This is a genomic window from Spirosoma sordidisoli (genome assembly GCF_004138325.1).
Lineage (GTDB): Bacteria > Bacteroidota > Bacteroidia > Cytophagales > Spirosomataceae > Spirosoma > Spirosoma sordidisoli.
In genome coordinates, this window is the sequence record NZ_SBLB01000003.1 from 321240 (window position 1) to 346668 (window position 25429).

The following is a 25429-nucleotide window of genomic DNA, read 5'->3' on the forward strand; positions in this document are numbered from 1 at the left end:
CTGGTACTGACGCGTTACAGAATCAGACCCGAAGCCGATTTCACCCCGACCAGTTCAACCTCGAATACGAGATCCTGGCCTGCCAGCGGGTGGTTCGCATCAAGCGTCACACTGGTATCCGTCAAATCGCGTACGATAACAGGAATGGGACGTGGATTACCGTCTTCGTGCATATTCAGGGTCATGCCTAACTCGAGCGGGATATCATCGGGAATATCGGAGCGATTCAGCGTAAAAATCATGTCTTCATTGGCCGGGCCGTAGGCGTCTTCCACCGGGATATTGATGGTTTTCTTTTCGCCCTGGCTCATGCCCGCCACGCCATCATCGAAGCCTTTGATGACCTGGCCGCTACCGACCGTAAATTCAAGGGGGGTGCGGCCGGCCGACGAATCGAAAATCGTACCATCGGTCAGGGTGCCGGTATAATGCACCTGAACGGTGTCGCCGGATTTTGCTTGTGCCATAATTGGGTTGGTTTTGTAAAAGCAGCCGCAAACCTACCGAAACTTCCGGCAAGCCGTTAGCTATACGCTAATTTTTGACCAACTCGTTATGGCGGCCAAAAGTTCAGCCTGGGTAGATTGAGTATGGTCTTCGTTATACCACCGCTGGGCCCGCTCAACGGCTTCTGAAAGGGGTAACTGCTCGGTTTTCCAGGTTTGCATACGGGCCTGGAGTCCGGCTGGCCGTGGCCCCCAGGTACCAATTTCTTCGTACGCGGGCCGGGTGATTGGTATTTCGCGCAGGCAGATCAACTTGGGAATCGAGCGCCCCCCGTTGGTCAGGTAATCATTCATCAGGCCGGGGTTTTTATCCCGCAACAGAAACCGAAGACGTATCCGATCTGTCTCCCCCGCGATCCGGTGTAGTACGGGAATCAGTTGAGCGGCATCCCCACACCATGACTCGGTCAGGACCAGCCATATCCACGGTTCGGAAAGCTGGGCCAACGCGTTTTTCAGATCATCGGACACCACCGTCAGTCTGTTCAGGCGACTCATGCGGTGCAGATTCAGCTTGGTATAGCCGAGGATTTCGGGGGTGTTGTAGTGCGGGTCATCGGAGGTGGTTAGCCCCTGGGCAAACAGGTCGGTCGAAAGCTGGACATACTGCTCATACGTCAGTGCTGACGCGATCAGTTCGGACGTAATGAGCGGAGAAGCGATTTGCATATGATCAACGGATGTGTTTTCCACAGCAACAGCCGGGTGACCTGGTTTCGTTCAGGATTATCGATGGGGTCAACAATCGACGGGAGTCCTCCTGGCCTTGGCAGTGGCTGCGAGCCGTTCAAAAACGCAGCATGGGCCGGCGACCGACAGCCACCGACCCATGCAGACAAACCGCTAACGGGCTGTTTGTTAGTACGCGCGGGCAAACACGACCCGGCCGGCCGATGGTTTGCCGGAGAAGATACATACGCCTTCTTCAGCTTCCTGATCGAAGGGAATACAGCGAATCGTGGCTTTGGTAGCCTCCTTGATGGCTTCCTCGGTCTCCGATGTGCCATCCCAGTGCGCCAGGATAAAGCCACCTTTCTCAATTTGCTCCTGAAAGTCAGCAAACGTATCGACCCGGAAGGTGTTTTCCTGCCGGAAGCGGCTGGCTTTGTTGTAGATCGTCTGCTGAATATCCTCCAGCAGCGCCTGAATGCGTTCGGTCAGTCCTTCGAAGGGAACTGTTTCCTTGGTTTTAAGATCCCGGCGAGCCATTTCTATGGTTCCGTTTTCCAGATCGCGGCCACCCATGGCCAACCGAATCGGTACGCCACGGAGTTCATACTCGGCAAATTTCCAGCCGGGCTTGTTGGCATCTGAGTCGTCGTATTTGACCGATATGCCCGCCTTACGCAGCTCAGCAACCAGCGGTTTCAGCTTGGCCGACAGGGCGTCCAGCTGCTCGTCGTTGCGATAGATCGGCACAATAACTACCTGAATGGGCGCGAGTTTGGGCGGCAGAACCAGGCCGTCGTCATCGGAATGGGCCATGATCAGGGCCCCCATCAGGCGGGTCGACACCCCCCATGACGTACCCCACACATAATCCAGCTGATTCTGTTTGCTCAGGAACTGCACGTCGAAGGCCTTGGCAAAGTTCTGCCCCAGGAAGTGCGAGGTGCCCGCCTGCAGGGCTTTGCCATCCTGCATCATAGCCTCGATACACAGGGTGTCTTCGGCGCCGGCAAATCGCTCGTTTGGGGTTTTATGTCCTTTCACCACCGGCATTGCCATCCACTCTTCAGCAAACCGGGCATATACCTCAAGCATCTGATGGGTTTCGGCCTGGGCTTCGTCGGCAGTGGCGTGGGCAGTGTGCCCTTCCTGCCAGAGAAATTCGGACGTGCGCAGAAAGATCCGCGTGCGCATTTCCCACCGCACGACATTGGCCCACTGGTTGATGAGCAGGGGCAGATCCCGGTAACTCTGGATCCAGTTTTTGTAGGTACTCCAGATGACCGTTTCCGAGGTGGGCCGTACGATCAGTTCCTCTTCCAGTTTTGCCTCCGGATCGACGATTACGCCCGAGCCGTCTTCAGCGTTCTTCAGCCGGTAGTGGGTCACCACCGCGCATTCTTTGGCGAACCCTTCAACGTGACTGGCTTCTTTGCTCAGGTAGGACTTTGGGATGAACAACGGGAAGTATGCATTCTGGTGGCCGGTTTCCTTGAACATATCATCCAGCGCCCGCTGCATTTTTTCCCAGATGGAAAAGCCATAGGGTTTGATCACCATACAGCCCCGTACGGCTGAGTTTTCGGCCAGATCGGCCTTCTTGATCAGTTCATTGTACCACTCGGAATAATTCTCACTACGGGAAGGAATTGCTTTTGCCATGACGGGAGGGGATTTCGGCCGCCGATTCTCGACCAACCGCTGTTCAGAACCGGGTGGCTGAACGCTGCTGATCGAAGACCCGTACCGAAACCTTAATACTTTTTTTGAATACGGTTTAAACCCTTCGATTCTAATTAGAATCTAATGAATGAAAAGTTGCAAAGATAGGTTTTTATCCTATTTTTGTAATCAAACGATCCACATCCGTGTTATGTGCATACGGCGGTTGGTCCGACAGGTTTTACTACGAAAATTCCCTTGCCAAATGAACAAACAACGCATATACAGCTATCTCACGCTGGCCGTGCTGATGGGTTTCTGGAGCTGTTCATCCAGCCGCCAGACAGCCCAGAACACCGGCGAAGTGGATGACTTGTACGGCAATTCTGCCAACGCAGTAGTGTACGCCGACAATTCGTCCGACGCGTCGTCGGTAGCGCAACGCCCCAGTCGGCAGCAGCGGCAACAGCGGTTGGGCCGCAACGACAATCCGGACTACGCCCTCAACGACGAACAGCAGGGCTACAATGCCAATGCGGACGAGTATTACTCGGAGCTGAGCACCCGCAAATTGAATCGGGGTCTTTCGCCGGATCCGGGCTGGAACGACAGCGGCACGAACGCCTATAACTCCGGCTTTGTCAATGGCTACAACGCAGCGCAAACGTCAGCTCTGAGCTGGAATCGCTGGGGCTTCAACAACATGGGCTTCTTTAACGGCTTCAACATCGGGTTGGGTGTCGGCGCTTTCGGCTATTCGCCCTGGGGCTTCAACCGGTTTGGCTACGGCGGCTTTTACGATCCGTTCTGGGGCAGTTCGATGGCGTACAGCCCGTTCTACTCGCCCTTCGGTTACGGTGGCGGCTTCTACGATCCGTTCTTCAGCCCGTATGGTTTCGGTGGTTTCAACTCCTTCTACGGAGGAGGCTGGGGCGGTGGATGGGGTCGTCCGGTGTACGTCAACAACGTAACCGTGGTCGGCGCAGATCCGTACCGCGTCAACCGGACCTACGGTGCCCGTACAGGCGGCTCATCGGGTCGGTACAACAACGGCTTCGTAAACACCCCGCGCTCGGCTAATGCCAACAACGGCGGTCGGTCGGGTAGCTACAGTGGCTCGGGCAGCAGTCCAGTATACAGCAACAACACCGGTTCGGGTACCTATGCCGCTCCGCGTCGTAACAGCCGGGGCGCCTACTACTACGACAACGGCTCGTCGGTCAGCGGTGGCCGGGCCAGCAGCACGACAACGCCGACCTATAGCAACCGGCCTACGCCTTCGTATAGCGGTAGCGGGTCGAGCAGTGACTACTATGCAGCCCCCCGTCAGAACAGCCGGGGTAGCTATACGCCCCCCAGCAGTTCGGGTTCGGGCAGCTACAGCAGTGGCCGCAGCAGCTACAGCCAGCCAAGCCAGCCACAGCGCACGTATAGCGCGCCGAGCTATCAGAATCAGTCACGTACCTACAGCCAGCCAAGCCAACCCAGCTATTCAGCTCCTGCTCCCTCCTACAGCGGAGGTTCGCGGGGCGGTAGCAGCAGCGGTGGCGGTGGATACTCCGGCGGTGGTGGTGGCGGTTCGCGCGGCCCACGCTAACAACCGCTTCGTTTACCCATAAAAAAACCCGCCGTTTGCGACAAACGGCGGGTTTTTTCGTTATTAGCAGTACTACCGTTAAACATTGCCGGGCGACCCCTGTCAAAGGGCAAAAAACGGATTCACGACAACCACTTCCATGAAGAATAAGCTCTTACTACTCTCAGGAATGCTCCTCGGCGCAGGAGCCTCCTTTGGCCAGACCGGCGATATCTATTCCGGAGAGGCCTTTCGCTTCTCCGAGATTCAGCAGACCGGTACTGCCCGTTTTCGCGGATTAGGTGGCAACCAGGCCGCCCTCGGTGGCGATGCCAGCTCTTTGTTTGGCAACCCGGCCGGCCTGGGATTCTACAACCGCTCCGAGATCAGCATCAGCCCAACGCTCAACCTAAACAGCAGCCAGGCGTCGTTTCTGGGCAGTTCCCTGTCCGAAAATGGAGCCAAGTTTTCGGTGGGTCAGCTGGGGTTGATTTTTGCCGGGGGCGACAACGGTAACCGGCGGTGGCGCCGGACAACGTTTGGCGTAGGGTACCACCAGAATATCAATTACTTCAACCGATTTACGTTTCAGGGGCGTAATAACCGCTCTTCCTTCGTAGATCCTATTATTCTGGATGCCAACGCCCGCAATGTTACGGGTAGCCAGATCGACGCCGAGTATGATCCGAACACGAATCAGGCCACCGACCTGCTGGCAGCTGCCTACCAGTTATTCCTGGTCAATGGCAGCCCGATTGGCCAGAATGACAGCGGTGCTCCATTCTCCCGGTTCGATGCCAACCGTCCCCGCGATCAACGCAACACCTTCGAGTCAACCGGGTCGCAGTCGCAGTGGACGTTCGCCTATGCCGGTAACCTGGACGATAAACTCTACCTGGGCGTTAACGTCGGCCTGTCGAGCGTGCGGTACAACTCGGAGAATGTGCTGACGGAGTTCATCGTAAATGGTCAAACGTTTGATAACTATTCCCAGCGGGATCGGCTAACAGTTCGGGGTAATGGCTTCAACCTATCGGTAGGGGCTATCTATAAACTGACTCCCGAGCTGCAACTGGGAGCTACCGTAGCTACCCCTACGTTCATGAGCATCCGGGAAACGTTCAACCAGGGCCTGAGCGTGGTAGCCCGCGACCCGGCTCTGCCGTTGATCGGCAATGCGGTCGATGTATATCCCAATGATTTCAACTATAGCATTACTTCGCCATTCCGGGCGTCGGGTGGAGCGACGGTGTTTTTGGGGAAAGGTAAGATTGGTTTCCTGACCGCATCGGCCGAATACGTCGGCTACGGTGGCATTCGCGCCAACACGACTAACAACAGCAATGCGCAGGCCAACAGCGATTTCCGGAACGATGTACGCAACTCGGTACAGACCACCTATCAGAATGTGATTAACTTCCGGGGCGGAGCAGAGTTCCGCGCGGGTCAGTTCCGGATTCGGGGTGGGGCCGCTTACCTACCTGATCCGTACATCTCCCGGCTGGACAACATCGACCGGAGCCGGCTGCTGCTCTCGGGTGGCGTGGGTCTTCGCAACGAGCGTTTCTTTGCCGATGTTTCGGGCACTTACAACACCTTCAAGTCGGCCTTCACCCCCTATACCCTGCCCAACTCAGCCGATTACGGTTCCGCCCAGATTACGAACAACAATACCAACGTGACCTTATCGGTCGGCACGTTCTTCTAATCCGTTTCGCACGAGTACTAAAAAAAGGAGTCAGATCTGGTCTGACTCCTTTTTTAGGCCCGGAAAAGTTTGCTTACAGCCAGGCTCCCACCTGCAGCAATACTTTTTCGGCCGTGGTCTCGCCGGGCACAGTGAGCGTGGCCTGCCGGTAAAAGGGCAGCCGATCCTGATAACGCTGCTGCAGGGTTGCCAGCAGCTCGGGATCGTTGGAGCGATACAATGGCCGGTCATCGGTGTTATGGGCCAGCATCCGCCGTACCAGCGTCTCTACGGGCACATCCAGAAACACAGACAAACCAGTAGCGTTGATATACGCCATATTATCGTGAAAGCAGGGCATACCGCCCCCCGTCGACACAACCAGGCTCTGCCCCGGGCGGATGGTGCGCAATACCCGCCGTTCAGCCTCCCGAAAGTACGCTTCGCCATCGGTTGCAAAAATGTCAGCAATTGACCGGCCCTCCTCCCGAACAATCATTTTATCGGTGTCGACGAAACGACAGCGCAACGCATCGGCCATACGCTTCCCCACCGTACTCTTGCCCGACGATGGCATACCAATCAGGAAAATATTCTTCATGTCTCAGGATGACAATGAGTGAATGGGTGATTGAGTGGTAGTACCGAAGGTTTCACTCAATCACTCATTCACCCATTCACTAACTGCTTAACAACGGCTGCGTCGGGGGTGGTGTTGAAGTGCCATTTGCCGCGAACCACGCCGTCTTTGAGGAGCCAGGTGCCGGGGTTCGACCGCATGATTGTTTTCAGCACGGTGCCATCTACTTTGTAATAGGGTAAACCTGTCAGCTGGTATTCATTCAGGAAAGCGTTGATCTCCCCGTCGCTCACCGACGTCAGCAGCGCGGGCGTAACCCCCGACCCTTTCAGCCCTTCTACCAGCGACCGAATGGCCGGGATGCTACCGGCGTCAATGTCGTTCGTATTCTTCACGATGACGAACAACCGGTTCCCCTCAAATGTCTGCTGCGTAAAGTCACCCTCGTCGTTCCAGACCCGATAGTCGGTGATTTTGGGCTTGGCGTTTTCATTCACCAGCACCATTTCTTTGAATTTGTAGCTCGGATCGGTAGGGTATTGGTCAAATTCGGCCGTTTTGCCTTCTTTTTCCATGATGTACCGGTACCGTAGCGGCTCCGACGGCTTCATCTGAGCTGGAATGCTTTTACCGACGGCATACGGCAGCAGATCGAGGGGTGGCAAGAACTGAATGGCGTAAATCCCCAGTCCCAGAGTCAGCAGGGTAGTAAGTGCGACCAGCCAGCCTGTTTTTCGTGGCTTGATCCGATTCCGGTGGCCGATGATAAACAGGATCAGTATGGTCAGGACCACATCTTTCCCGAACGAGGTCCAGGGTTTTAGTTTGATCGCATCCCCGAAACAACCGCAGTCGGTTACCCGATTAAAATAGGCCGAATAGAAAGTTAGGAATGTAAAGAAGGCAATCAGGAAAAACAGCAGCCAGGTCGTCAGCTTGGGCTTATACGAAGCCAGCAGGGCAACCCCAAGAATGATTTCGGCCGCGCAGAACAACACCGACATCGCCAGCGTAAACGGCACCAGCGCCATGAAAAAGTCATGCAGTAGCGGCACGTCCTGGGCAAAGACTTCGAAATATTCCTCAAACTTGATCTGGGTGCCAACCGGGTCGTTGAGTTTGATGAGTCCGGAGAAAATAAAGATCGCACCGACCAGGAAGCGGGCAATCCGGGCTGCCCATAACATAGGCGGGGTACCGGTCTTCAGTTTAGGCGGGGTGGCAGTGGGGTTCATACGAAGCAGCAGGTGATGAACAAGGTATATCGACAAGGAAGAGGCCAACAGGCTTCTGAATAAAGAAGGCCGGTTGCGGACTCCCTTCGTCGGTCAGTCTTAATGGGTCAGTTTGATTAAACAGAAAACGGCGTAATTGATCATATCCATATAATTGGCATCAACCCCTTCCGATACCAGGGTGTTTCCCTGATTATCTTCTATTTGCTTGGTTCGGAGCAGTTTCATCAGGATGATGTCTGTCATCGAGCTGACCCGCATGTCGCGCCAGGCCTCGCCGTAATCGTGATTCTTGGCAAAGAGCAGATCAATAACCCGGCCAATCTGTTCGTCGTAATGATGTTCGAGTTCGTCGGTGGGCAGGTCGGTTCGGCTGTCATTCTGCAGGGCGAGCTGGATGAGCGCCATGACGCAGTAGTTGATAATCCCGACAAATTCCGGCTCGATGCCCTCACCTACTTTGCTGATACCGGTTTCCTGCAGGGTGCGAATCCGCTGGGCTTTGATGTAGATCTGATCGGTGATGCTGGGCAGCCGCAGTATTCGCCAGGCAGTGCCGTAATCTTTATTTTTCTTCAGGAAGAGATCCTTGCAACGCTGGATAACCTGCCGATATTGAGTTTCGGTTTCTGACATCGTCATTTGTAGTCGTAGATCGTCAACGGTCGTCATCACCTGCGCAGTCTGATCTGACCACAAATGACCATCAATGACGCCAAATGACAATTTTGATGCCGAAAGTTACGAAAAAAACGCTGAACTGCCGGGGCAGGCTGGTTTCCCTCGACACCCCCGTGGTGATGGGCATCCTGAACGTAACCCCCGATTCCTTCTTCGCCGGGAGCCGCGTCTCGCCCGAATCGACACAGCCCAACGGGGTGCTGGAGCGGGCCGAAAGCATGCTTCGGGCCGGCGCTACGTTTCTGGATATCGGTGGCTATTCGACCCGGCCCGGTGCGGCCGATGTTAGCCCTGCTGAAGAAGCCGACCGGGTTCTACCCGCTATTGATACGATTCTCCGCCATGTTCCGAATGCCCTTATTTCTATTGACACGTTCCGGGCTTCGGTAGCGCGGCAGGCCGTTGAAGCCGGGGCTTGTATGGTCAACGATGTGTCGGGCGGTAATCTGGATGCTGACATGTTCAGTACCGTTGCCGACCTGGGAGTGCCTTACGTGCTGATGCACATGCGTGGAACCCCGCAAACTATGCAGTCGCTATCCAACTACACCAACCTGGTCACTGAGGTGATTGATGAACTGGCTCTTCGGCTGAACGAATTGCGGGCCCTGGGCGCCAAAGATATCGTCATTGACCCCGGATTTGGGTTCGCCAAGACAATTTCTCAAAATTTTGAGTTGTTACGCGAGCTTACCGCTTTTCATTATTTCGATGAGCCCCTGCTGGTGGGTTTGTCGCGCAAGACAACGATATGGAAAACGCTGAATACGACGGCCGATAAGGCGCTGAACGGGACTACTGTGCTGAACACCGCAGCCCTGCTCGGCGGAGCCTCGATTCTGCGGGTTCATGATGTCCAGGAAGCTGTAGAGGCCATAAAATTGACGCAGCCACTAACTTTTTTTTAGTGCTCCTCTTGCGATTACAAGATCAAACCTCTACTTTTGCATTCCCAAACGACAACAACCACTTGTCAGCCGGGAAACGATCTGGTAGCTCAGCTGGTAGAGCAATACACTTTTAATGTATGGGTCCTGGGTTCGAATCCCAGCCGGATCACCAGAAAATGCAAAGCCGCTCGAATGAGCGGCTTTTTTTTGTGCTTTATCAGCATAGCAAGCAGGCAAGGCGGCTGTACTGCCTTGCGCACGCCTTTGCCTGCCTTCCGTTTTACCGCAGCAGCGGAGGCAGGTGCCGGCACTCCGCTTATACTCGTTCTTCCCCAATCTTACCGGGTCAACATCGCATAAATTGGTTTTCATGAACGATAGACCGGCAAAAAGAGCTGCATTATGCTCTGCATAACGCCAAAGTATCGATTTAAATACTACTATATTTTTAGTTTTACACGGGTTGGTTGTTGTGTTTATTTCAGCGGTTTGCAACAAGCTGTCTGTCATTTATTCACTTTCCAAGAACAATTATAATCAAATTCACAATCGAGACTATTCACGAACAAATTCCGCCAAAAGCGATTTTTGCCAAATATTTTTTGTATTATATTGCATGACTTTGTCGCAAACGCCCATCATTTCGGTAGTCAACTCCTGATTTATTTACCTGCCGAAATCCATTAGTTTTTTCAAATTTCGTAATACATCCAGTCGTTTTTTGCAACTGTCGCAATACAGGGTAGAAAACTGACGAGTAACCCCAACACTGTTACGACCATGTCTGATCAGGTTGACCAACCCACGCAGGCCAATACAGGCCTTTATCGTTCTGAGTTTGAACACGACAACTGTGGTATCGGCTTTGTTGCCCATATCAAGGGCCGCAAATCGCACCAGATTGTTTCGGATGCGCTCCAGATGCTTCGGCGTATGGAACACCGGGGTGCTGTTGGCTCAGAACCCAACTCCGGCGATGGGGCGGGGTTGCTTATCCAGATCCCGCACGAGTTTTTCGTCGACGAAACCCGTAAACTCGGCGTTCATCTGCCGCCAGCACTCGAGTACGGCGTCGGGATGGTGTATTTCCCAAAAGATGTCTGGCTGCGTGAAGAATGCCGCGCGGTACTGAACCGGAAAATGAAACGCCTGGGGCTGGAACTGCTCTGCTACCGGGTCGTACCGGTCAACAACAGCGACCTGGGCCATGGGTCGCGCTCCTGCGAGCCGCAGATGGAACAGGTGTTTATCAAACGCCCGGCCGATATTACCAATCCTGACGATTTTGAGCGTAAACTATACATTCTTCGTAATGCCAGCACCCGAATCATCAACGAAACGGTAGCCGGAGTCGATACCTTCTATTTTTCCTCGCTGTCCTGCCGAACGATTACCTATAAAGGGCAGCTGACAACCCTGCAGCTCGAACCGTACTTCCCCGATCTTCAAAATGAGGATGTGGTATCGGCACTGGGTGTAGTCCACTCGCGCTTTTCGACCAACACCTTTCCGTCCTGGAAGCTGGCCCAGCCATTCCGCTACATTGCACACAATGGCGAAATCAACACGGTTAGGGGTAACGTAAACTGGATGAAAGCCGCCGAGGGTCTGCTCGAATCCAGCAAGTTTACCAAGGATGAGATGGACATGCTGTTGCCCATCTGCGATCCGAAGCAATCCGACTCGGCTAACCTCGACAATGCGATCGAATTGCTCGTCATGAGCGGTCGTTCCCTGCCCCATGTCATGATGATGCTCATCCCGGAAGCCTGGGATGGTAACGAACACATGGACCCCGTCCGTAAAGCTTTTTACGAATACCACGCTGCGCTGATCGAGCCCTGGGATGGCCCCGCGTCCATATCGTTCACCGATGGCCGTATTGTGGGAGCCACTCTCGACCGGAATGGGCTGCGTCCGTCCCGCTTCTGGGTTACCAACGAAGACGTCGTCATCATGGCCTCGGAGGTGGGTGTACTGGATATCGATCCGGCCAAAGTGGTTCGCAAAGGCCGTCTGCAACCCGGCAAGATGTTCCTGGTCGATATGGAGCAGGGCCGCATCGTTGCCGACGAAGAGATCAAGGAACAGATCAGTACCCGTCAGCCCTACCAGCAGTGGCTTAACGAGAACAAAATCAGGATTTCGGATCTGGAAGCGCCCATCCGGTCGTACAACCCCTACGATCCGGCCAAGCTGCTGCGGATGCAGCAGGCCTTCGGTTTCACCTCCGAAGATCTGCGCATGATTCTGGCACCGATGGTCGAGACGGGCAAGGAAGCGCTCGGCTCCATGGGCACCGATGTGCCGCTGGCCGTTCTTTCGGAGCAGAGCCAGCATATGAGCCACTACTTCAAGCAGTTGTTTGCGCAGGTGACCAACCCGCCGATCGACTCGATCCGGGAGCGGGCAATCATGTCGCTGATTTCGTTTGTTGGCGCCACCTACAACCTGCTCAGCGAATCGCCCGAACATTGTCATCAGGTCGAACTGGACCAGCCCGTTCTGACCACCCCTGAATTTGACAAACTCCGGTTCATTGACCGGCCTAAATTCCAGGCCAAAACCATCAACTGTCTGTTTACGGCCGATGGCCAGGGCAAATCGCTGGAGCGCGCCCTCGATCGCATCTGCCGCTACGCCGAAGACGCCATTCAGGATGGTTATTCTATTCTTGTGCTGTCCGATCGCGCGATCGACTCGAGTCACGCCCCGATCCCATCGCTACTGGCTACCTCGGCCATTCACCATTACCTGATCCGGCAGGGGCTTCGCGGTAAGGTCGGTATACTGGTCGAAGCAGGCGACGTCTGGGAAACCCACCACGTGGCCACCCTCATCGGGTACGGCGCATCAGGGGTTAACCCGTACATGGCTTTTGAGACCATTGCCAGCATGAAAGAGAAAGGGCTTTTACAAGTCGATTACGATCTGGATAAGCTCTACAAGAATTACATCAAAGCCGTTAATGGTGAGTTGCTGAAGATCTTCTCGAAGATGGGCATCTCTACCCTGCAGTCGTACCAGGGCGCTATGATCTTCGAGTGTCTGGGACTGAACCAGGATGTTGTCAACCGCTACTTCACCGGCACCGTTTCGCGCATTGGCGGCATGAGCCTGGACGAAATTGCCCGCGAAATCCTGGTTCGCCACTGCATTGCCTACCCGCCGGCTCCGGTGGCCAACCCGCGGCTGGAAGTGGGCGGTATCTACCAATGGAAACAACGGGGGGAGAAACACATTTTCAACCCGGATACCATTCACCTGCTGCAACAGTCGACCCAACGGAACGACTATACATTATTCAAGAAGTACTCGAAGCTGATCGACGACCAGACGCAGAAGGCCATTACCCTGCGCGGTCTGTTGAAGTTCAGAAAAGGGACGCCCGTTCCCATCGACGAGGTTGAGCCGATCGAGACCATTTTCAAGCGGTTTGCTACCGGTGCCATGTCCTTCGGTTCGATCTCCTGGGAAGCTCATACCACCCTGGCCATCGCCATGAACCGCATCGGCGGCAAGAGCAACTCCGGCGAGGGGGGCGAAGACGAACTGCGCTATACCCCGTTGGCCAATGGCGACAGCATGAACTCAGCCATCAAGCAGGTGGCTTCGGGCCGGTTTGGGGTAACGAGCTACTACCTGACCAACGCCCAGGAATTACAGATCAAGATGGCGCAGGGTGCCAAACCGGGCGAAGGCGGTCAGCTACCTGGCTTTAAGGTCGACGACTGGATTGGCCGCACGCGCCACAGTACGCCGGGCGTCGGGCTCATTTCGCCCCCACCCCACCACGATATTTATTCGATCGAAGATCTGGCTCAGCTGATTTCTGATCTGAAAAATGCCAACCGGGCCGCCCGCATCAGCGTCAAGCTGGTGTCAGAGGCCGGAGTGGGTACCATTGCCGCCGGGGTAGCCAAAGCCCATGCCGACCATATTCTGATCTCGGGCCACGACGGCGGAACGGGAGCTTCGCCCCTGTCCAGTATCCGGCATGCGGGTTTGCCCTGGGAACTTGGCCTGGCCGAAGCTCACCAGACCCTGGTTCGAAACAAACTGCGCGGCCGCGTCACGGTTCAGACAGACGGCCAGATGCGTACGGGTCGGGACCTGGCGATTGCAGCTCTGCTCGGCGCTGAAGAGTTCGGCGTAGCTACCGCGGCTCTGGTTACGGCGGGTTGCATCATGATGCGGAAATGCCACCTGAATACCTGTCCGGTAGGAGTTGCGACCCAGAATAAGGAGCTGCGGGCCCTCTTTACCGGAAAGCCCGAACACGTAGTAAACATGTTCACCTTCCTGGCTATGGAGTTGCGGGAAATCATGGCTGAGCTGGGCTTCCGCACGGTGAACGAAATGGTTGGTCAGGCGCAGATGCTCGAACTACGCAGCGACCTCCCCCACTGGAAATACAAGCACATCAATCTCGACGCGCTGCTGTACAAAGAGCCGACGAACCTCGATGTGGCGCTTTTCAAACAGGAGGAGCAGAACCATTACCTCGACGACGTTCTCGATCGTAAGCTGATGGCCGTAGCCAAACCAGCGCTGGAGTCGGCCGAGCCCGTATACGCTGAATTTCCGGTACAGAACATTGACCGGAGCATCGGCACCATGCTCTCGAACGAAATTTCCAAGCAGTATGGCGGGCCTGGCCTACCCGAAAGCACCATTCATATAAAGCTGCGGGGTACGGCGGGCCAGAGCCTGGGTGCCTTTGCCACCAGCGGGATTAAACTGGAGCTGGAAGGCGATGCCAACGACTATTTCGGCAAAGGACTCTGTGGCGCTCAGCTGATTGTGTATCCCGACCGGGCCGCTACGTTCAAGCCCGAAGAGAACAGCATTGTCGGCAACGTGTCGTTCTACGGCGCCACCTCGGGCGAAGCCTTTATCCGTGGCATGGCGGGCGAGCGGTTCTGCGTTCGTAACTCCGGGGCCAAAGTGGTGGTAGAAGGCGTTGGCGATCACGGGCTGGAGTACATGACCGGTGGCCTGGCTATCATCCTGGGCCAGACGGGCCGCAACTTCGCAGCGGGTATGTCAGGGGGCGTTGCCTATGTCTGGGACCAGGATGGCACGTTTGCCAGCAAAGTCAACCCCGAAATGGTCAGTCTGGAACCGCTCAACGACGAAGATCAGAGCATAGTACGCGAGTTTGTCGATAAGCATTTCCAGTATACGACCAGCAACGTAGCCCTGGCGCTGATTCAGAACTGGACCGACCAGATCGGGCAGTTTGTGAAGGTGATGCCGTCCGACTTCCGGCAGGCGCTCGCCGGCCGCGGTATCTCACTGGCCGAGCAGATTCGGGACAAAAACGTTGTTTACCAGGATATCACAGTCGACGTGACGCAGGGATAAGCAGCCCCTGCCCGCAGCTATAAACGGAGCAGGCTGTTCTCCGGAACAGCCTGCCAGACAGATCAGATAAGCCGTAGACGCTTTACAAGAATGGGAAAACCTACCGGATTTTTAGAATTCACGCGCGAACTGCCCAAGAAGCGCGACCCGCAACAGCGGATTCACGATTACAAGGAGATTGAAATGCCGTTTTCGGAGCAGGATTCCCAACGGCAGGCAGCCCGCTGTATGGACTGTGGTACCCCCTTTTGCCATAGCGGCTGTCCGCTGGGTAACATCATCCCGGAGTTCAACGACGCCGTCTATGAGCAGAACTGGGGCTACGCTTACGAGATCCTGGCAACGACCAATAACTTCCCGGAGTTCACCGGCCGTATCTGCCCGGCGCCCTGCGAAGCCTCCTGCGTACTCGGCATCAACAAACCACCCGTTGCGATTGAATTCATTGAAAAATCAATTGCCGAAGTCGCTTTCGAACGCGGATATGTCAGCCCGAAGCCTCCCAAAGTGCGCACCGGCAAAACCGTTGCCGTCGTTGGTTCAGGACCGGCGGGGCTGGCAGCAGCGGCTCAGCTCAACAAGGCCGGGCATACCGTTACCGTTTTTGAGCGGGCCGATCAGATTGGCGGGTTGCTGCGGTACGGCATTCCTGACTTCAAACTGGAGAAATGGACCATCGACCGGCGACTGGCCGTTATGGAAGCGGAGGGAATCACCTTTAAAACGAACGTCAACGTGGGCGTCGACGTCAAGGCGAACGACCTGCTGGCCGACTTTGACCTGATTATGCTGACGGGCGGCTCAACCGTTCCGCGCGATTTGCCCATACCCGGTCGTGATCTGAAAGGCGTTTACCCGGCTATGGAATTTTTGAGTCAGCAGAACAAACGTGTGGCTAACCGACCCGTTGAAGTAGACCACCGGGGTGTTCCATACGGTCAGGGCGAACTGCTGGCTACCGGAAAAAATGTCGTGGTTATTGGCGGTGGCGACACGGGTTCTGACTGCGTTGGTACCTCGAACCGCCACGGCGCCACCAGCGTCACTCAGATCGAGCTGATGCCGATGCCGCCGAAAGAGCGGGCCGCCAACACGCCCTGGCCCAACTGGCCCATGATGCTTCGCACCAGCACCAGCCACGAAGAAGGCTGCGAACGCCACTGGAGCATCAACACGAAAGCATTTATTGGCGACGAGAATGGCAACCTGAAAGCCCTGCGAATCGTTGAGCTGAACTGGGAAAACAAGGACGGCCGGATGCAAATGGTCGAGCAACCCGACACCGAGCGCGACATTCCCTGCGAGCTGGCTCTGCTGGCAGCCGGCTTCCTGCATCCTCAGCACAACGGGCTGCTCGACGACCTTGGCCTTGAATACGACGAACGGGGTAACGTGAAAGCAACGAACTATCAGACCACGACCAACCCGAAAGTGTTTGCCGCTGGCGACATGCGACGCGGTCAGTCGCTGGTCGTGTGGGCGATCTCAGAAGGGCGCGAAGCCGCTCGGGCTGCCGACTGCTACCTCATGGGCGAAACCCTGCTCGAAGCGAAAGCAGTATCCCTGCTGGAAACAGCATAGCCCGCCTATCATCCTTATGCAAAAAGCCGCTGTTCCCGGAACAGCGGCTTTATTTTTGTCTTCTTTAAACTACAGGACGCTACGGCTGGTTGAATGACTAGTCTGTCATTTACTCAACGAACTACATCATGCGTCTGCTCTTACTCAGCCTACTGCTCAGCGGAAGCCTTACGGTCTGTACCGCTCAAAATGATACCACCCGCCGGTCTACCCAGTCCAATGCATCGCCCCAGAAGCAAGTGCTGGTACCGGGGGTCGACTCGCCGATTTCGTCTCCGGGAACGCTCATGCAGTCATCCCCGCAACCCAACGTGCAGCCCGAAACCGGATCCGGGAAGCGTCGAAAAACAGCGCCACCCAGCGATCCACGGGCGTTTGGGGTGGGCATTCCGGTGGGGAAATCCCGAAAGGATACCCTACGTCCGTAAGCCCGCAACAAAACAGCTTACTTGATGGCTATGACCTCGACCTCAATCAGCACATCGTCGCTGACGATCTGAGGAATGGCCTTCACATCCGAAATTTTGGGTAACCCTGCGGTGAAGAAGCTGGCCCCTACTGCTGAAATCTGCTGGTTAGCCAGGTTACTGACCTGACCCGCCTGATCTTTTATGTGGTAGGTCACCTGGGTCACATTGTCCAGCGACATGCCCACAGTACCTAGCGCAGCTTTCAGGTTTTCGAATATCTGCCGGGTCTGAACGCCAAGATCTCCGGCACCAACCAGTCGACCTTTTCCATCGAAAGGCCGCTGACCGCTGACGTACACCTGCTTACCGGGCAGGCCCGGTTCTACCTTGTAGATGTAGCCGGGCTGGGGCGTGGTGGGAGCCTGCGCCTGAGCGCCGTAGCTCATCAGCACACCCGCCAGAAGAATAAAGAGTTTTTTCATGGGATAAAGCAAAATGGTTATTAAAGCGTAATCGATTCTTCTTTTTCGTCGAAGAAGAGGTAATTCAGAAAATCGCAGTAGGGTTTAAGCAGGCGGCTGCCTTTCACGATCTCGTCGGCAAACCCGGCTTTGAGCACGTCTTTGTCAGAAAACCGGTGGACGAAGAACAGCTCCTTCCGGCGAAGTAAGTCCAGCTCCGGATGGTCGGCCGGATATCCTTTTGGCGCGGTTTTGGTGCTTTCGCCATGCGCTTCGGGAAAATACGTCCGGAACTCCTCTGCCTCAATAATCTGCTTCAGCTCCCCGGCATTGTAGTCGATTTCCTGCCGGAACTTGGCCAGATTGGCTGGCGTAGGCTGCCACATACCCGCTCCCAGAAACGACTGTTTGCCCGGCTGAATCTGTACGTAATAATCGATTCGGCCAGAGTGCCGGCCACCCGGACCGATGGCAAAAGCCAGGTGAGATTTGTAAGGCGCTTTGTCTTTCGAAAATCGAATGTCGCGGTTGATCCGGAATATACAGTCTTTGACGGCGGTGTTGGCGAGTGGCTCGAACGCACTCATGCCCGTCAGAACCCGCTCCACAACGCCACAGAGCTCGGCTTTGGCCGCATCGTATCGGGCGCGATTGGCCTGAAACCATTCCCGATTGTTATGTTGAACCAGATCCTGTAAAAATTCAAAGGTCTGGCTGGTGAAAGCTGACTTCTGGACGCCCTTTGTTGCCATAATTGACCAAAGATAAACAAACGCGGTTTTATCTGGTACGTTTTCCGGCCTTTTCTCGTCACCGAATTCGTCAGGCCGGCATAATCTGTTTCCGATACTGCGTAGGAGAAATACCGATCTCACGCCGGAACAACTTCATGAAATAGGTCAGGTTGTTGAAACCACATTCTATGCTGATATCGGCCAGGCACCGGTTGGTGGTGCGCAGCAGATGGGAGGCCAGCGAAATCCGTTGCTGATTGATATAATCTACAGGAGTCATGCCAAACGTATTCTTGAACGTCCGGTAGAAATTAGGTTCGCTCATGCAGGCCTCGTCCGCCAGTTCCTTAATGTGCAGGCTCCGGCTCAGGTGTTTGTTGATGTACTGCGCTACGTGCGCCAGGCGATTCACGTTGGCGAAGCTGGTCTTCGGGTTTAGCAGCAGGGCGCGGGCCTGCGTTTGCATGAGTCGAACTACCAGTTCCTGAATAACCAGATTGGCAAAGACCTCTTTGGCCCGGTTGTTTTCCGTAAAGATATAAATCAGTCGGCCAATCAGCTGATGAATAGGCTCATCGTTGGTCAGGAAAAAATTATGCTGCCCAAACTGCCACCCCTGGGCGCTGTCAACGAGCGGAGCCCGGTCGTTGAGGGTGTCGGTTACCTGCCGAACCTTATCCGGGGCGATAGCCAGAGCCAGACATTGGGTCGGGTTCAGGATCTGCGCTTCCGGGAAGTCAATACACATGGTTTCGTCGCTGGGCACGATTACCGATTCGCCGGGCAGGAAATCGAACGAAGGGGTACCGGGCAGATGCATCACTTTCTTACCCCGAATCATGCTGGCCAGCACCGGATTGGTAAAGGTCAGCTCTACTTTTTCGGCCACATGCTGCGTTTCATAAATGTTCAGTTCGGCCGAGTCGATGGTGTAGGCAGTTCGGTTTTCGACTTCCTGTTCCAAACGTCGCGTGTGTAGGTGGCGCCCTATGTCGAAAGGTTGTGCCGGGGTTGATTTCATAATAAATGCGTTTGGCGATAACCAGAGAGGAAACGGACAGAATTAGTCGAAACGGTCGTCTAAGCTACACAAATTCATAATTATTTCGGGTAAGAATAGTATAAAATCGACGGGTTAGCCATTAAACGGCTCGTACCTCCACAACTAGAGGCCACTGGTACATTGATAGGATAGTGCAAGCAGTCGATATGATCGGACACATTTTATTGACTGATTCTCTCAAAATTTGTGACGATTCCAATTGACCTGTTAACTATCATCTTTTACCATCTGTATGGAAACGCTCGAACTCGTAGAAACCCACGTTAATCGGCCCAAATTCCGGTCTCATTATGATAACTATATTGGCGGCAAATGGGTACCACCAGTCGGGGGCGAATACTTTGATAACCAATCGCCGGTCGACGGTAGCCTGATTGCTAAAATGCCCCGCTCCAAAGCGGCAGATGTAGATATGGCCGTCGATGCGGCCCAAAAGGCGTTCGAAACCTGGGGGAAAACATCGGCCACCGAACGCAGCAAAATACTGTTGCAGATTGCCGATGTCATTGAAAAAAACCTGGAGTTTCTGGCCCGGGTAGAAACCGTCGAGAACGGGAAAGCCCTGCGCGAGACGATGGCGGCCGACTTGCCACTTTGTGTAGATCACTTCCGGTATTTTGCCGGGGTTATCCGCGCCGAAGAAGGATCTGCCACCGAGCTCAACGCCGATACCCTCTCGCTGATTATCAAAGAGCCCGTCGGCGTAGTGGGCCAGATCATTCCGTGGAACTTCCCCTTGCTGATGGCCACCTGGAAACTGGCCCCGGCCCTGGCAGCCGGCTGCTGCGTCGTAATCAAACCCGCCGAGCAGACCCCCACGTCCATTGCCGTTCTGTTCGAACTGCTCGAGGGTATCGTTCCGGCCGGCGTGGTTAACATCGTGCATGGCTTCGGTCCGGAAGCGGGGAAACCACTGGCCCAGCACAAGCGGGTCAATAAGGTAGCCTTCACCGGCGAAACCACCACCGGCCGGCTCATCATGCAGTACGCATCCGAAAACCTCGTCCCGGTAACGATGGAGCTAGGGGGTAAATCGCCCAATATCTTTATGAAATCGGTGGCCGATGCCGACGATGAGTTCTTCGACAAGTGCGTGGAGGGCGCCGTTATGTTTGCACTCAACCAGGGCGAAATCTGCACCTGCCCGTCGCGCCTGCTGGTTCACGAGGATATTTATGACCGGTTTATGGAGCGGGTTATAGCCCGGACCAAAGCCATCAAGCTGGGCCACCCGCTCGATCCGGACACGATGATGGGGGCGCAGGCCAGTAACGACCAGTACGAGAAAATTCTGTCATACATCGATATTGGTAAACAGGAAGGCGCCGAAGTGCTGACCGGTGGCGGACCGGCCGACAGCGTGGAAGGTGGCTACTACATCCAGCCGACCATTTTTAAGGGCCACAACAAGATGCGCATCTTCCAGGAAGAAATTTTCGGACCGGTGCTGTCGGTGACGACCTTCAAAACGCCGGAAGAAGCCGTTTCCATCGCCAACGACACCTTATACGGGCTGGGTGCCGGGTTCTGGTCGCGCGATGCGCATGAACTCTATACCATTCCGCGTCAGATTCAGGCCGGTCGGGTGTGGGTCAACTGCTACCACGACTACCCGGCTCACGCGCCGTTTGGTGGCTACAAGAAGTCGGGCTTTGGCCGCGAAAACCACCTGATGATGCTGAATCATTATCGCCAGGTCAAAAACCTGCTGATCTCGTACAGCAAGAATAAACTAGGTTTCTTCTGAGAATAAGGAAGACAGCTATAGGGGGAAGACCGGGACAGCTGGCGCACGTGGGTGTCGCCGGGAAGTCCGGACTTCCCCCTCTTTCCTTCATCTAATCTCTTCGTTTCTCCCAGCTATAAGTTATGAGTCGTGTTGATCTTACCCCGGCTGCTGCCGATATACTGAGCCAGCTCAAGGCTGAGCATGGCCCCCTGATGTTTCACCAGAGCGGAGGCTGTTGCGACGGCTCATCACCGATGTGTTTCGCGAAGGGTGATTTCATCATTGGTGAGTCGGATGTGCTGCTGGGTCAGATCGACGGCTGCGACTTCTGGATGTCGGAAGATCAGTTCGAGTACTGGAAACACACGCACCTGACCATTGATGTGACGCCGGGCCGGGGCGCCAGTTTCTCGCTCGAAATTCCGTTGGGGGTTCGGTTTCTGATCCGGTCTCGGCTGTTCGAGATGGCCGAGTACGAGCAGCTGCCACCGGTGCATATGGGCCCATTGGCTACGCAGTAAATAACTGACAATCAACTTGTTTTTACTCATCCATTGCTGTAAGTTCGGTACATATTCACTAAACCGCTTACCGCAATGAATCTTTTACACCGAGTCGAACACTGGGGCGATACGCATCACCCCGCCTGGACCGATGCCCTGCGGATCATGCTGGGCTTTATCCTGGTGCTGAAAGGCATCAGTTTTATCAGCGATACGACCTATCTGAGCCAGCTCGTAGGTGGGCTGCATTTCGATCTGTGGTCGGTCATGATCGTTCATTACGTGGCCTTCGCGCATCTCATGGGCGGATTTCTGATTGCGGTGGGTTGCTTGACCCGGCTCATGGTCATCCTCCAACTGCCAATCCTGGTGGGGGCCGTTTTCTTCGTCAATATATCCCGCGGTTTCTCGGCCCTGAACTCCGAACTCTGGCTCTCGCTGGTCGTTCTGATGCTGTTATTACTGTTTCTGGTGATCGGCTCAGGGCGTTTTTCGATGGACGCCTATGTCAAACAAAACGCCCGTTGACAGGTTAGTCTGCTATCACTCAACGATAGAAATCATGGCAGACAAAACCCTGGAAAAAGTAGAGGAGTCGTATAACGACCAGCGGGTCACGGGTAACCAGGACAACGGTACCCAACACGGCGAGAAAGGCAACGGCCGCAGTTCAACGGCCCACAAAAGTGCCAAACACTCGAAGAGCAGTCACAGCAGCGCCGGTAAATCGTCGGGTAACAAAGGTGGGCACAGCAGTTAGGTAACCACCCGCGCATCTGACCAAACGAGCCTTAGTAGGAAGCTGTTCGTCAGGTATTACTAGCTCCAGTCGGGCGGTGGCAACAGCCACATCAATCAGCTGGAGAAAGGCAAAGCCGGAAAAGACGGTGCCAACCAGCGCTCGACCAAAAAGACGACCGAGAAGGTTGATGCTGACCAGGTTGAGACAACGAAGAAGAACGCCAACAGCGTCGATTAACGCACGTTTAGCAACGGGTCAGGGACCAGAACTGAAGGACATTTAACCGAATGGATCCTGTCAGCGATGGTCCCTGACCCGCTAAAATATGTACCGGATGGTACACCACGGAATCTCGTCGGCAATGAGCCGCTCGAACACCGCCACCATTTTACTCTTCAGCTGGTGGTCATACCGGATGTTCCAGCCGCCGTACTGGCTTACCTTGCTCTCCTGCAATTCGGGCACCCACAGCAGTTCTTCCGCTTTCGGATTGATGGCCAGATTGGCTTGGTGCTGCCACTGATTGTGAGTCAGAAAAATCACTTCGCATTTTAGCTGCGCCTTCACTTCAGGGCGCAGGGCGGCATCGAGCTGGCGGAACAGATCGCGGTAATCGTTGCGCCAGGCCTTTCGATCACCATCGGGACCGCTATACACGATGACGGGCGAAAAATTAACGTGCACTTCGTAGCCGGCCTCATAAAAATCGTTGATCGATGCTATGCGTTTCTCGATGCTATCGGTCCGCACATCGACCAGTTTACTCACGTGACCCGGCATCAGGCTGAACCGAATCCTCACTTTTCGCTGCGGATCGAAATCGAGCAGGTCAGTATTGACAAACTTGGTGGCGAACGTTGCTTTGGCCCGCGGGTGATCGCGATAAAACGCAAACACCTGCCGAATGCCGTCGGACAGGCTGTAGTCGACCGAGATATCCGAATTACAACCAATATCGTACGTCCAGAAAGTGCTGTCGGTCTGGTTGATCGGTTTGGGCCACGCCAGCGCCTGGACGTGGGTATCGACCGACGCCATGATTTCATCAACGTTCGTAAAGAGCGTGATGGGATTGACTTTCTTGTGGCGGTCCACATAGCAGTAAGCGCAGCCACCGAAGCAGCCGTTCGCTAAACTGGGCGCGATATAATCGGAACTCCGGCCACTCCACTTAATCTCCTGCGACTTTAGCTTTCCCAGCACCAGCACGTCGGACTTTACCTTGAAGTGGTTCATGCCCAACTCCGGCAACCGGTTGTGCTGCTTGACTTCGAGCGTTTCGGCGTCGGGATAGCGAGCCACAACTGACTCGCCCTGCGCGTTGAGCGCGTCGGCAGTATACAGGATCAGACTAGGATTGAAATCAGGCATAAAAGGGTCGTTGAGTGTCTATAAACAAAACGTACAGAGGAGTTTATTGGTTCGCCTAGACTCCGCTCTATACAATTGACTATCAACCCATTAATGATAAAAACAAATACATTTTCTTCCCTTTTCCGAACCTGGTCTGGTAGTTTATGCCAGGCTAGTGCTACGGCCCGAAGCGGTTTTATCGTATTTTTAGGGACTACACGGAATACAACCCCATGATGCGCACCTTACTCTCTTTTCTCTGCTGTTTTATCGGCTACGCCCTCGTGCAGGCCCAAGCGGTTCCGAAGCCCAGACTGACCGTTACGCCCCTGAATGAGCGGGTATACGTTCATGTTACCTACAATGTCTACCAGAACAGCGTTGTCCCCTCAAACGGACTGATCATCAAAACGAACGATGGTGTCGTGCTGGTCGATACGGGCTGGGATAGCGATGGAAATACGGATAATACCGAGGATCTGCTGCGGTGGGTGGCCGATAGTCTGCACCAGCCAATCCGGCTATGTATAGTCACTCACGCGCATGAGGATCGGGTGGGCGGCATCAGTGCACTCCGCAAAGCCGGAATTCGGGTAGTCAGTACTCCGCTCACAGCCCAAAAATCCGTCAAGCTGGGTTACGAAGCCCCCGAAGCGGTTTTGTCTAATGACACGACCCTGAATATCGGGCAGGAACCCATCCACTGCTATTTTCCGGGCGAGGGGCACACCAGCGATAATATTGTGGTCTGGCTACCCAACCAGCAGATTCTGCACGGGGGCTGCTTTGTTAAAAGTGTGGCCGCCTTCGGTATGGGGAATGTAGCCGACGCGAACCTGAACGCCTGGGCCTCGTCCGTCCGCAACGTCATGAATCGATTTGGATCAGCCCGAATCGTTGTACCGGGGCACGACAGTTGGGGCGACACCCAATCACTCGAGCATACCCTTCGTCTGCTGGAGAAACATGCTGCAGCCCGGCACTGATCTGGTCGCTGACCGATTCGTTCGATTCCTTTATTTTCTGCCACTTCCCGCAATATGCAACCCCTTCCTCCCATCGAGACCGTTGACTTATTTCCCATCCTCAACGATCATTTGCTCGATCTGCTCCGAAGGCTGGCTCCCGACGACTGGCAGCGACCCACCGTATGCAAAGGCTGGACGGTAAAAGACATTGTGTCACACATTGTCGATGGCAACTGGCGCCGGATCACCCTGTATCGGGATCACTATCAGTCGCCTGAACTACCGGTGATCGACTCGTACGAGAGCCTGGTCAAGTACCTGAATCAATTGAACCAGGACTGGGTCGTAGCGACCCGGCGGCTGAGTCCTGCCATCCTGATTGACTGGCTGGCCCAGACGGGCCCGGTTGTGTATGAGCTGTTCAAACAGCAGCCCCCTTTCGAAGCCGCCCCTTTCCCGGTAGCCTGGGCAGGCGAAGAAACTTCCCTGAACTGGTTTCACATAGCCCGGGAATATACCGAGCTGTGGCACCATCAGCAGCAGATCAGGCTGGCCCTCGATCAGACAGATGTACTGATGTCGGCCGAACTCCATCATCCGCTGCTGGACACGTTCATGCGGGCCTTGCCCCATACCTTCCGCCACGTCAGCGCCCAGCCGGGCACCCTCGTTACCGTTACGGTTACCGGACCCGGCGGGGATACCTGGTATTTGCTTCGCCAGGATACGCAGTGGGCACTCGTTCAGGGGGCTGGCAGTCTGCAACCCGCGGCAGCCGTGAAGCTGGACGGAGCTATAGCCTGGCGGTTGTTCACCAAGGGCTTGTTGGCCGATGACGCACGGCCCTATCTATCCGTATCCGGCGATCAGACCCTGGGCACCCCGATTCTACGGATGCTCTCCGTAATGGCCTGACCTAACGATTGCGGCAGAACGGCCGACTAGCGGAGCACACAAAATAAGAGGAGCTGTTGTGATAACGAAGGCCGGTCAGGAACGCCATAACATCCAGTTGCATGACCAACTAGCGGC

Annotated in this window: 22 protein-coding genes and 1 tRNA gene; 13 read left to right on the forward strand and 10 right to left on the reverse strand. The window is 55.0% G+C overall.

Annotated features, from left to right (window positions below):
* Positions 1-14 precede the first annotated feature (14 nt).
* From EQG79_RS13115 to proS, 3 genes are all read right to left on the reverse strand, one after another.
* Positions 15-467, reverse strand: a complete 453-nt coding sequence (locus tag EQG79_RS13115) for an FKBP-type peptidyl-prolyl cis-trans isomerase (protein ID WP_077923560.1) — start codon at positions 465-467, stop codon at positions 15-17.
* Between the two features lie 60 nt (positions 468-527).
* On the reverse strand, positions 528-1175 hold the full coding sequence (locus EQG79_RS13120) for a thioredoxin family protein (RefSeq protein ID WP_077923559.1): 648 nt from the start codon (positions 1173-1175) through the stop codon (positions 528-530).
* Positions 1176-1364: 189 nt separating this feature from the next.
* A complete protein-coding gene (proS, locus tag EQG79_RS13125) occupies positions 1365-2837 on the reverse strand; it encodes a proline--tRNA ligase (protein ID WP_077923558.1) in 1473 nt (490 codons plus the stop codon).
* 265 nt (positions 2838-3102) lie between these two features.
* Between proS and EQG79_RS13130 the strand changes: the two genes are divergently transcribed.
* Positions 3103-4434 (forward strand): hypothetical protein, encoded by a 1332-nt coding sequence (locus tag EQG79_RS13130; protein ID WP_077923557.1) that lies wholly within the window; start codon positions 3103-3105, stop codon positions 4432-4434.
* 139 nt (positions 4435-4573) lie between these two features.
* A complete protein-coding gene (locus tag EQG79_RS13135) occupies positions 4574-6121 on the forward strand; it encodes a hypothetical protein (protein ID WP_129601738.1) in 1548 nt (515 codons plus the stop codon).
* A 73-nt stretch (positions 6122-6194) separates the two neighbouring features.
* Here EQG79_RS13135 and EQG79_RS13140 read toward each other — a convergent pair whose 3' ends face one another.
* The 3 genes from EQG79_RS13140 to EQG79_RS13150 form a co-directional block, all read right to left on the reverse strand.
* Complete coding sequence (locus tag EQG79_RS13140) at positions 6195-6701, reverse strand: shikimate kinase (RefSeq protein WP_077923555.1); 507 nt, start codon at positions 6699-6701, stop codon at positions 6195-6197.
* Between the two features lie 68 nt (positions 6702-6769).
* Positions 6770-7915 carry a BT_3928 family protein gene (locus EQG79_RS13145; RefSeq protein ID WP_077923554.1) on the reverse strand — a complete coding sequence of 382 codons (1146 nt, stop codon included), beginning with the start codon at positions 7913-7915 and terminating at the stop codon, positions 6770-6772.
* 99 nt (positions 7916-8014) lie between these two features.
* Positions 8015-8551, reverse strand: a complete 537-nt coding sequence (locus EQG79_RS13150; protein WP_077923610.1) for a DUF1599 domain-containing protein — start codon at positions 8549-8551, stop codon at positions 8015-8017.
* 95 nt (positions 8552-8646) lie between these two features.
* Between EQG79_RS13150 and folP the strand changes: the two genes are divergently transcribed.
* The 5 genes from folP to EQG79_RS13175 all read left to right on the forward strand — a co-directional run bounded on the left by folP (position 8647) and on the right by EQG79_RS13175 (position 16862).
* Positions 8647-9504: a dihydropteroate synthase gene (gene folP, locus EQG79_RS13155; RefSeq protein WP_077923553.1), complete on the forward strand. Its 858-nt coding sequence runs from the start codon at positions 8647-8649 to the stop codon at positions 9502-9504.
* Positions 9505-9582: 78 nt separating this feature from the next.
* Positions 9583-9658 (forward strand) — tRNA-Lys (locus EQG79_RS13160).
* Between the two features lie 608 nt (positions 9659-10266).
* Complete coding sequence (gene gltB / locus EQG79_RS13165) at positions 10267-14853, forward strand: glutamate synthase large subunit (RefSeq protein WP_077923552.1); 4587 nt, start codon at positions 10267-10269, stop codon at positions 14851-14853.
* 90 nt (positions 14854-14943) lie between these two features.
* Positions 14944-16434 carry a glutamate synthase subunit beta gene (locus EQG79_RS13170; RefSeq protein WP_129601739.1) on the forward strand — a complete coding sequence of 497 codons (1491 nt, stop codon included), beginning with the start codon at positions 14944-14946 and terminating at the stop codon, positions 16432-16434.
* 128 nt (positions 16435-16562) lie between these two features.
* The gene (locus EQG79_RS13175; RefSeq protein WP_077923550.1) at positions 16563-16862 is read left to right on the forward strand and encodes a hypothetical protein; all 300 of its coding nucleotides are present in this window, start codon (positions 16563-16565) and stop codon (positions 16860-16862) included.
* A 17-nt stretch (positions 16863-16879) separates the two neighbouring features.
* On the opposite strand, the gene EQG79_RS13180 is transcribed toward EQG79_RS13175, so the two are convergent.
* From EQG79_RS13180 to EQG79_RS13190, 3 genes are all read right to left on the reverse strand, one after another.
* Complete coding sequence (locus EQG79_RS13180) at positions 16880-17326, reverse strand: RidA family protein (protein WP_129601740.1); 447 nt, start codon at positions 17324-17326, stop codon at positions 16880-16882.
* Between the two features lie 20 nt (positions 17327-17346).
* Positions 17347-18057: a DUF2461 domain-containing protein gene (locus EQG79_RS13185; RefSeq protein ID WP_077923548.1), complete on the reverse strand. Its 711-nt coding sequence runs from the start codon at positions 18055-18057 to the stop codon at positions 17347-17349.
* Positions 18058-18127: 70 nt separating this feature from the next.
* Positions 18128-19060 (reverse strand): AraC family transcriptional regulator, encoded by a 933-nt coding sequence (locus EQG79_RS13190; protein ID WP_129601741.1) that lies wholly within the window; start codon positions 19058-19060, stop codon positions 18128-18130.
* A 274-nt stretch (positions 19061-19334) separates the two neighbouring features.
* Here EQG79_RS13190 and EQG79_RS13195 point away from each other — a divergent pair, with 274 nt between their 5' ends.
* From EQG79_RS13195 to EQG79_RS13210, 4 genes are all read left to right on the forward strand, one after another.
* The gene (locus EQG79_RS13195; protein WP_077923546.1) at positions 19335-20849 is read left to right on the forward strand and encodes an aldehyde dehydrogenase family protein; all 1515 of its coding nucleotides are present in this window, start codon (positions 19335-19337) and stop codon (positions 20847-20849) included.
* Positions 20850-20971: 122 nt separating this feature from the next.
* Positions 20972-21352, forward strand: a complete 381-nt coding sequence (locus EQG79_RS13200) for a DUF779 domain-containing protein (RefSeq protein ID WP_077923545.1) — start codon at positions 20972-20974, stop codon at positions 21350-21352.
* A gap of 75 nt (positions 21353-21427) precedes the next feature.
* Complete coding sequence (locus EQG79_RS13205; RefSeq protein WP_077923544.1) at positions 21428-21862, forward strand: DoxX family protein; 435 nt, start codon at positions 21428-21430, stop codon at positions 21860-21862.
* Between the two features lie 34 nt (positions 21863-21896).
* Positions 21897-22094, forward strand: a complete 198-nt coding sequence (locus EQG79_RS13210) for a hypothetical protein (protein WP_077923543.1) — start codon at positions 21897-21899, stop codon at positions 22092-22094.
* A gap of 300 nt (positions 22095-22394) precedes the next feature.
* On the opposite strand, the gene EQG79_RS13215 is transcribed toward EQG79_RS13210, so the two are convergent.
* Positions 22395-23447, reverse strand: coding sequence for a spore photoproduct lyase family protein (locus EQG79_RS13215; protein WP_077923542.1), 1053 nt, complete (start codon positions 23445-23447; stop codon positions 22395-22397).
* Between the two features lie 215 nt (positions 23448-23662).
* On the opposite strand from EQG79_RS13215, the gene bla reads away from it, so the two are divergent.
* Both bla and EQG79_RS13225 read left to right on the forward strand, forming a co-directional pair.
* On the forward strand, positions 23663-24415 hold the full coding sequence (gene bla / locus EQG79_RS13220; protein WP_236648899.1) for a subclass B1 metallo-beta-lactamase: 753 nt from the start codon (positions 23663-23665) through the stop codon (positions 24413-24415).
* A gap of 54 nt (positions 24416-24469) precedes the next feature.
* Entirely contained in the window at positions 24470-25312 is an 843-nt protein-coding gene (locus EQG79_RS13225; RefSeq protein WP_077923540.1) for a maleylpyruvate isomerase N-terminal domain-containing protein, read from the forward strand.
* The last annotated feature ends 117 nt before the right edge of the window (positions 25313-25429 follow it).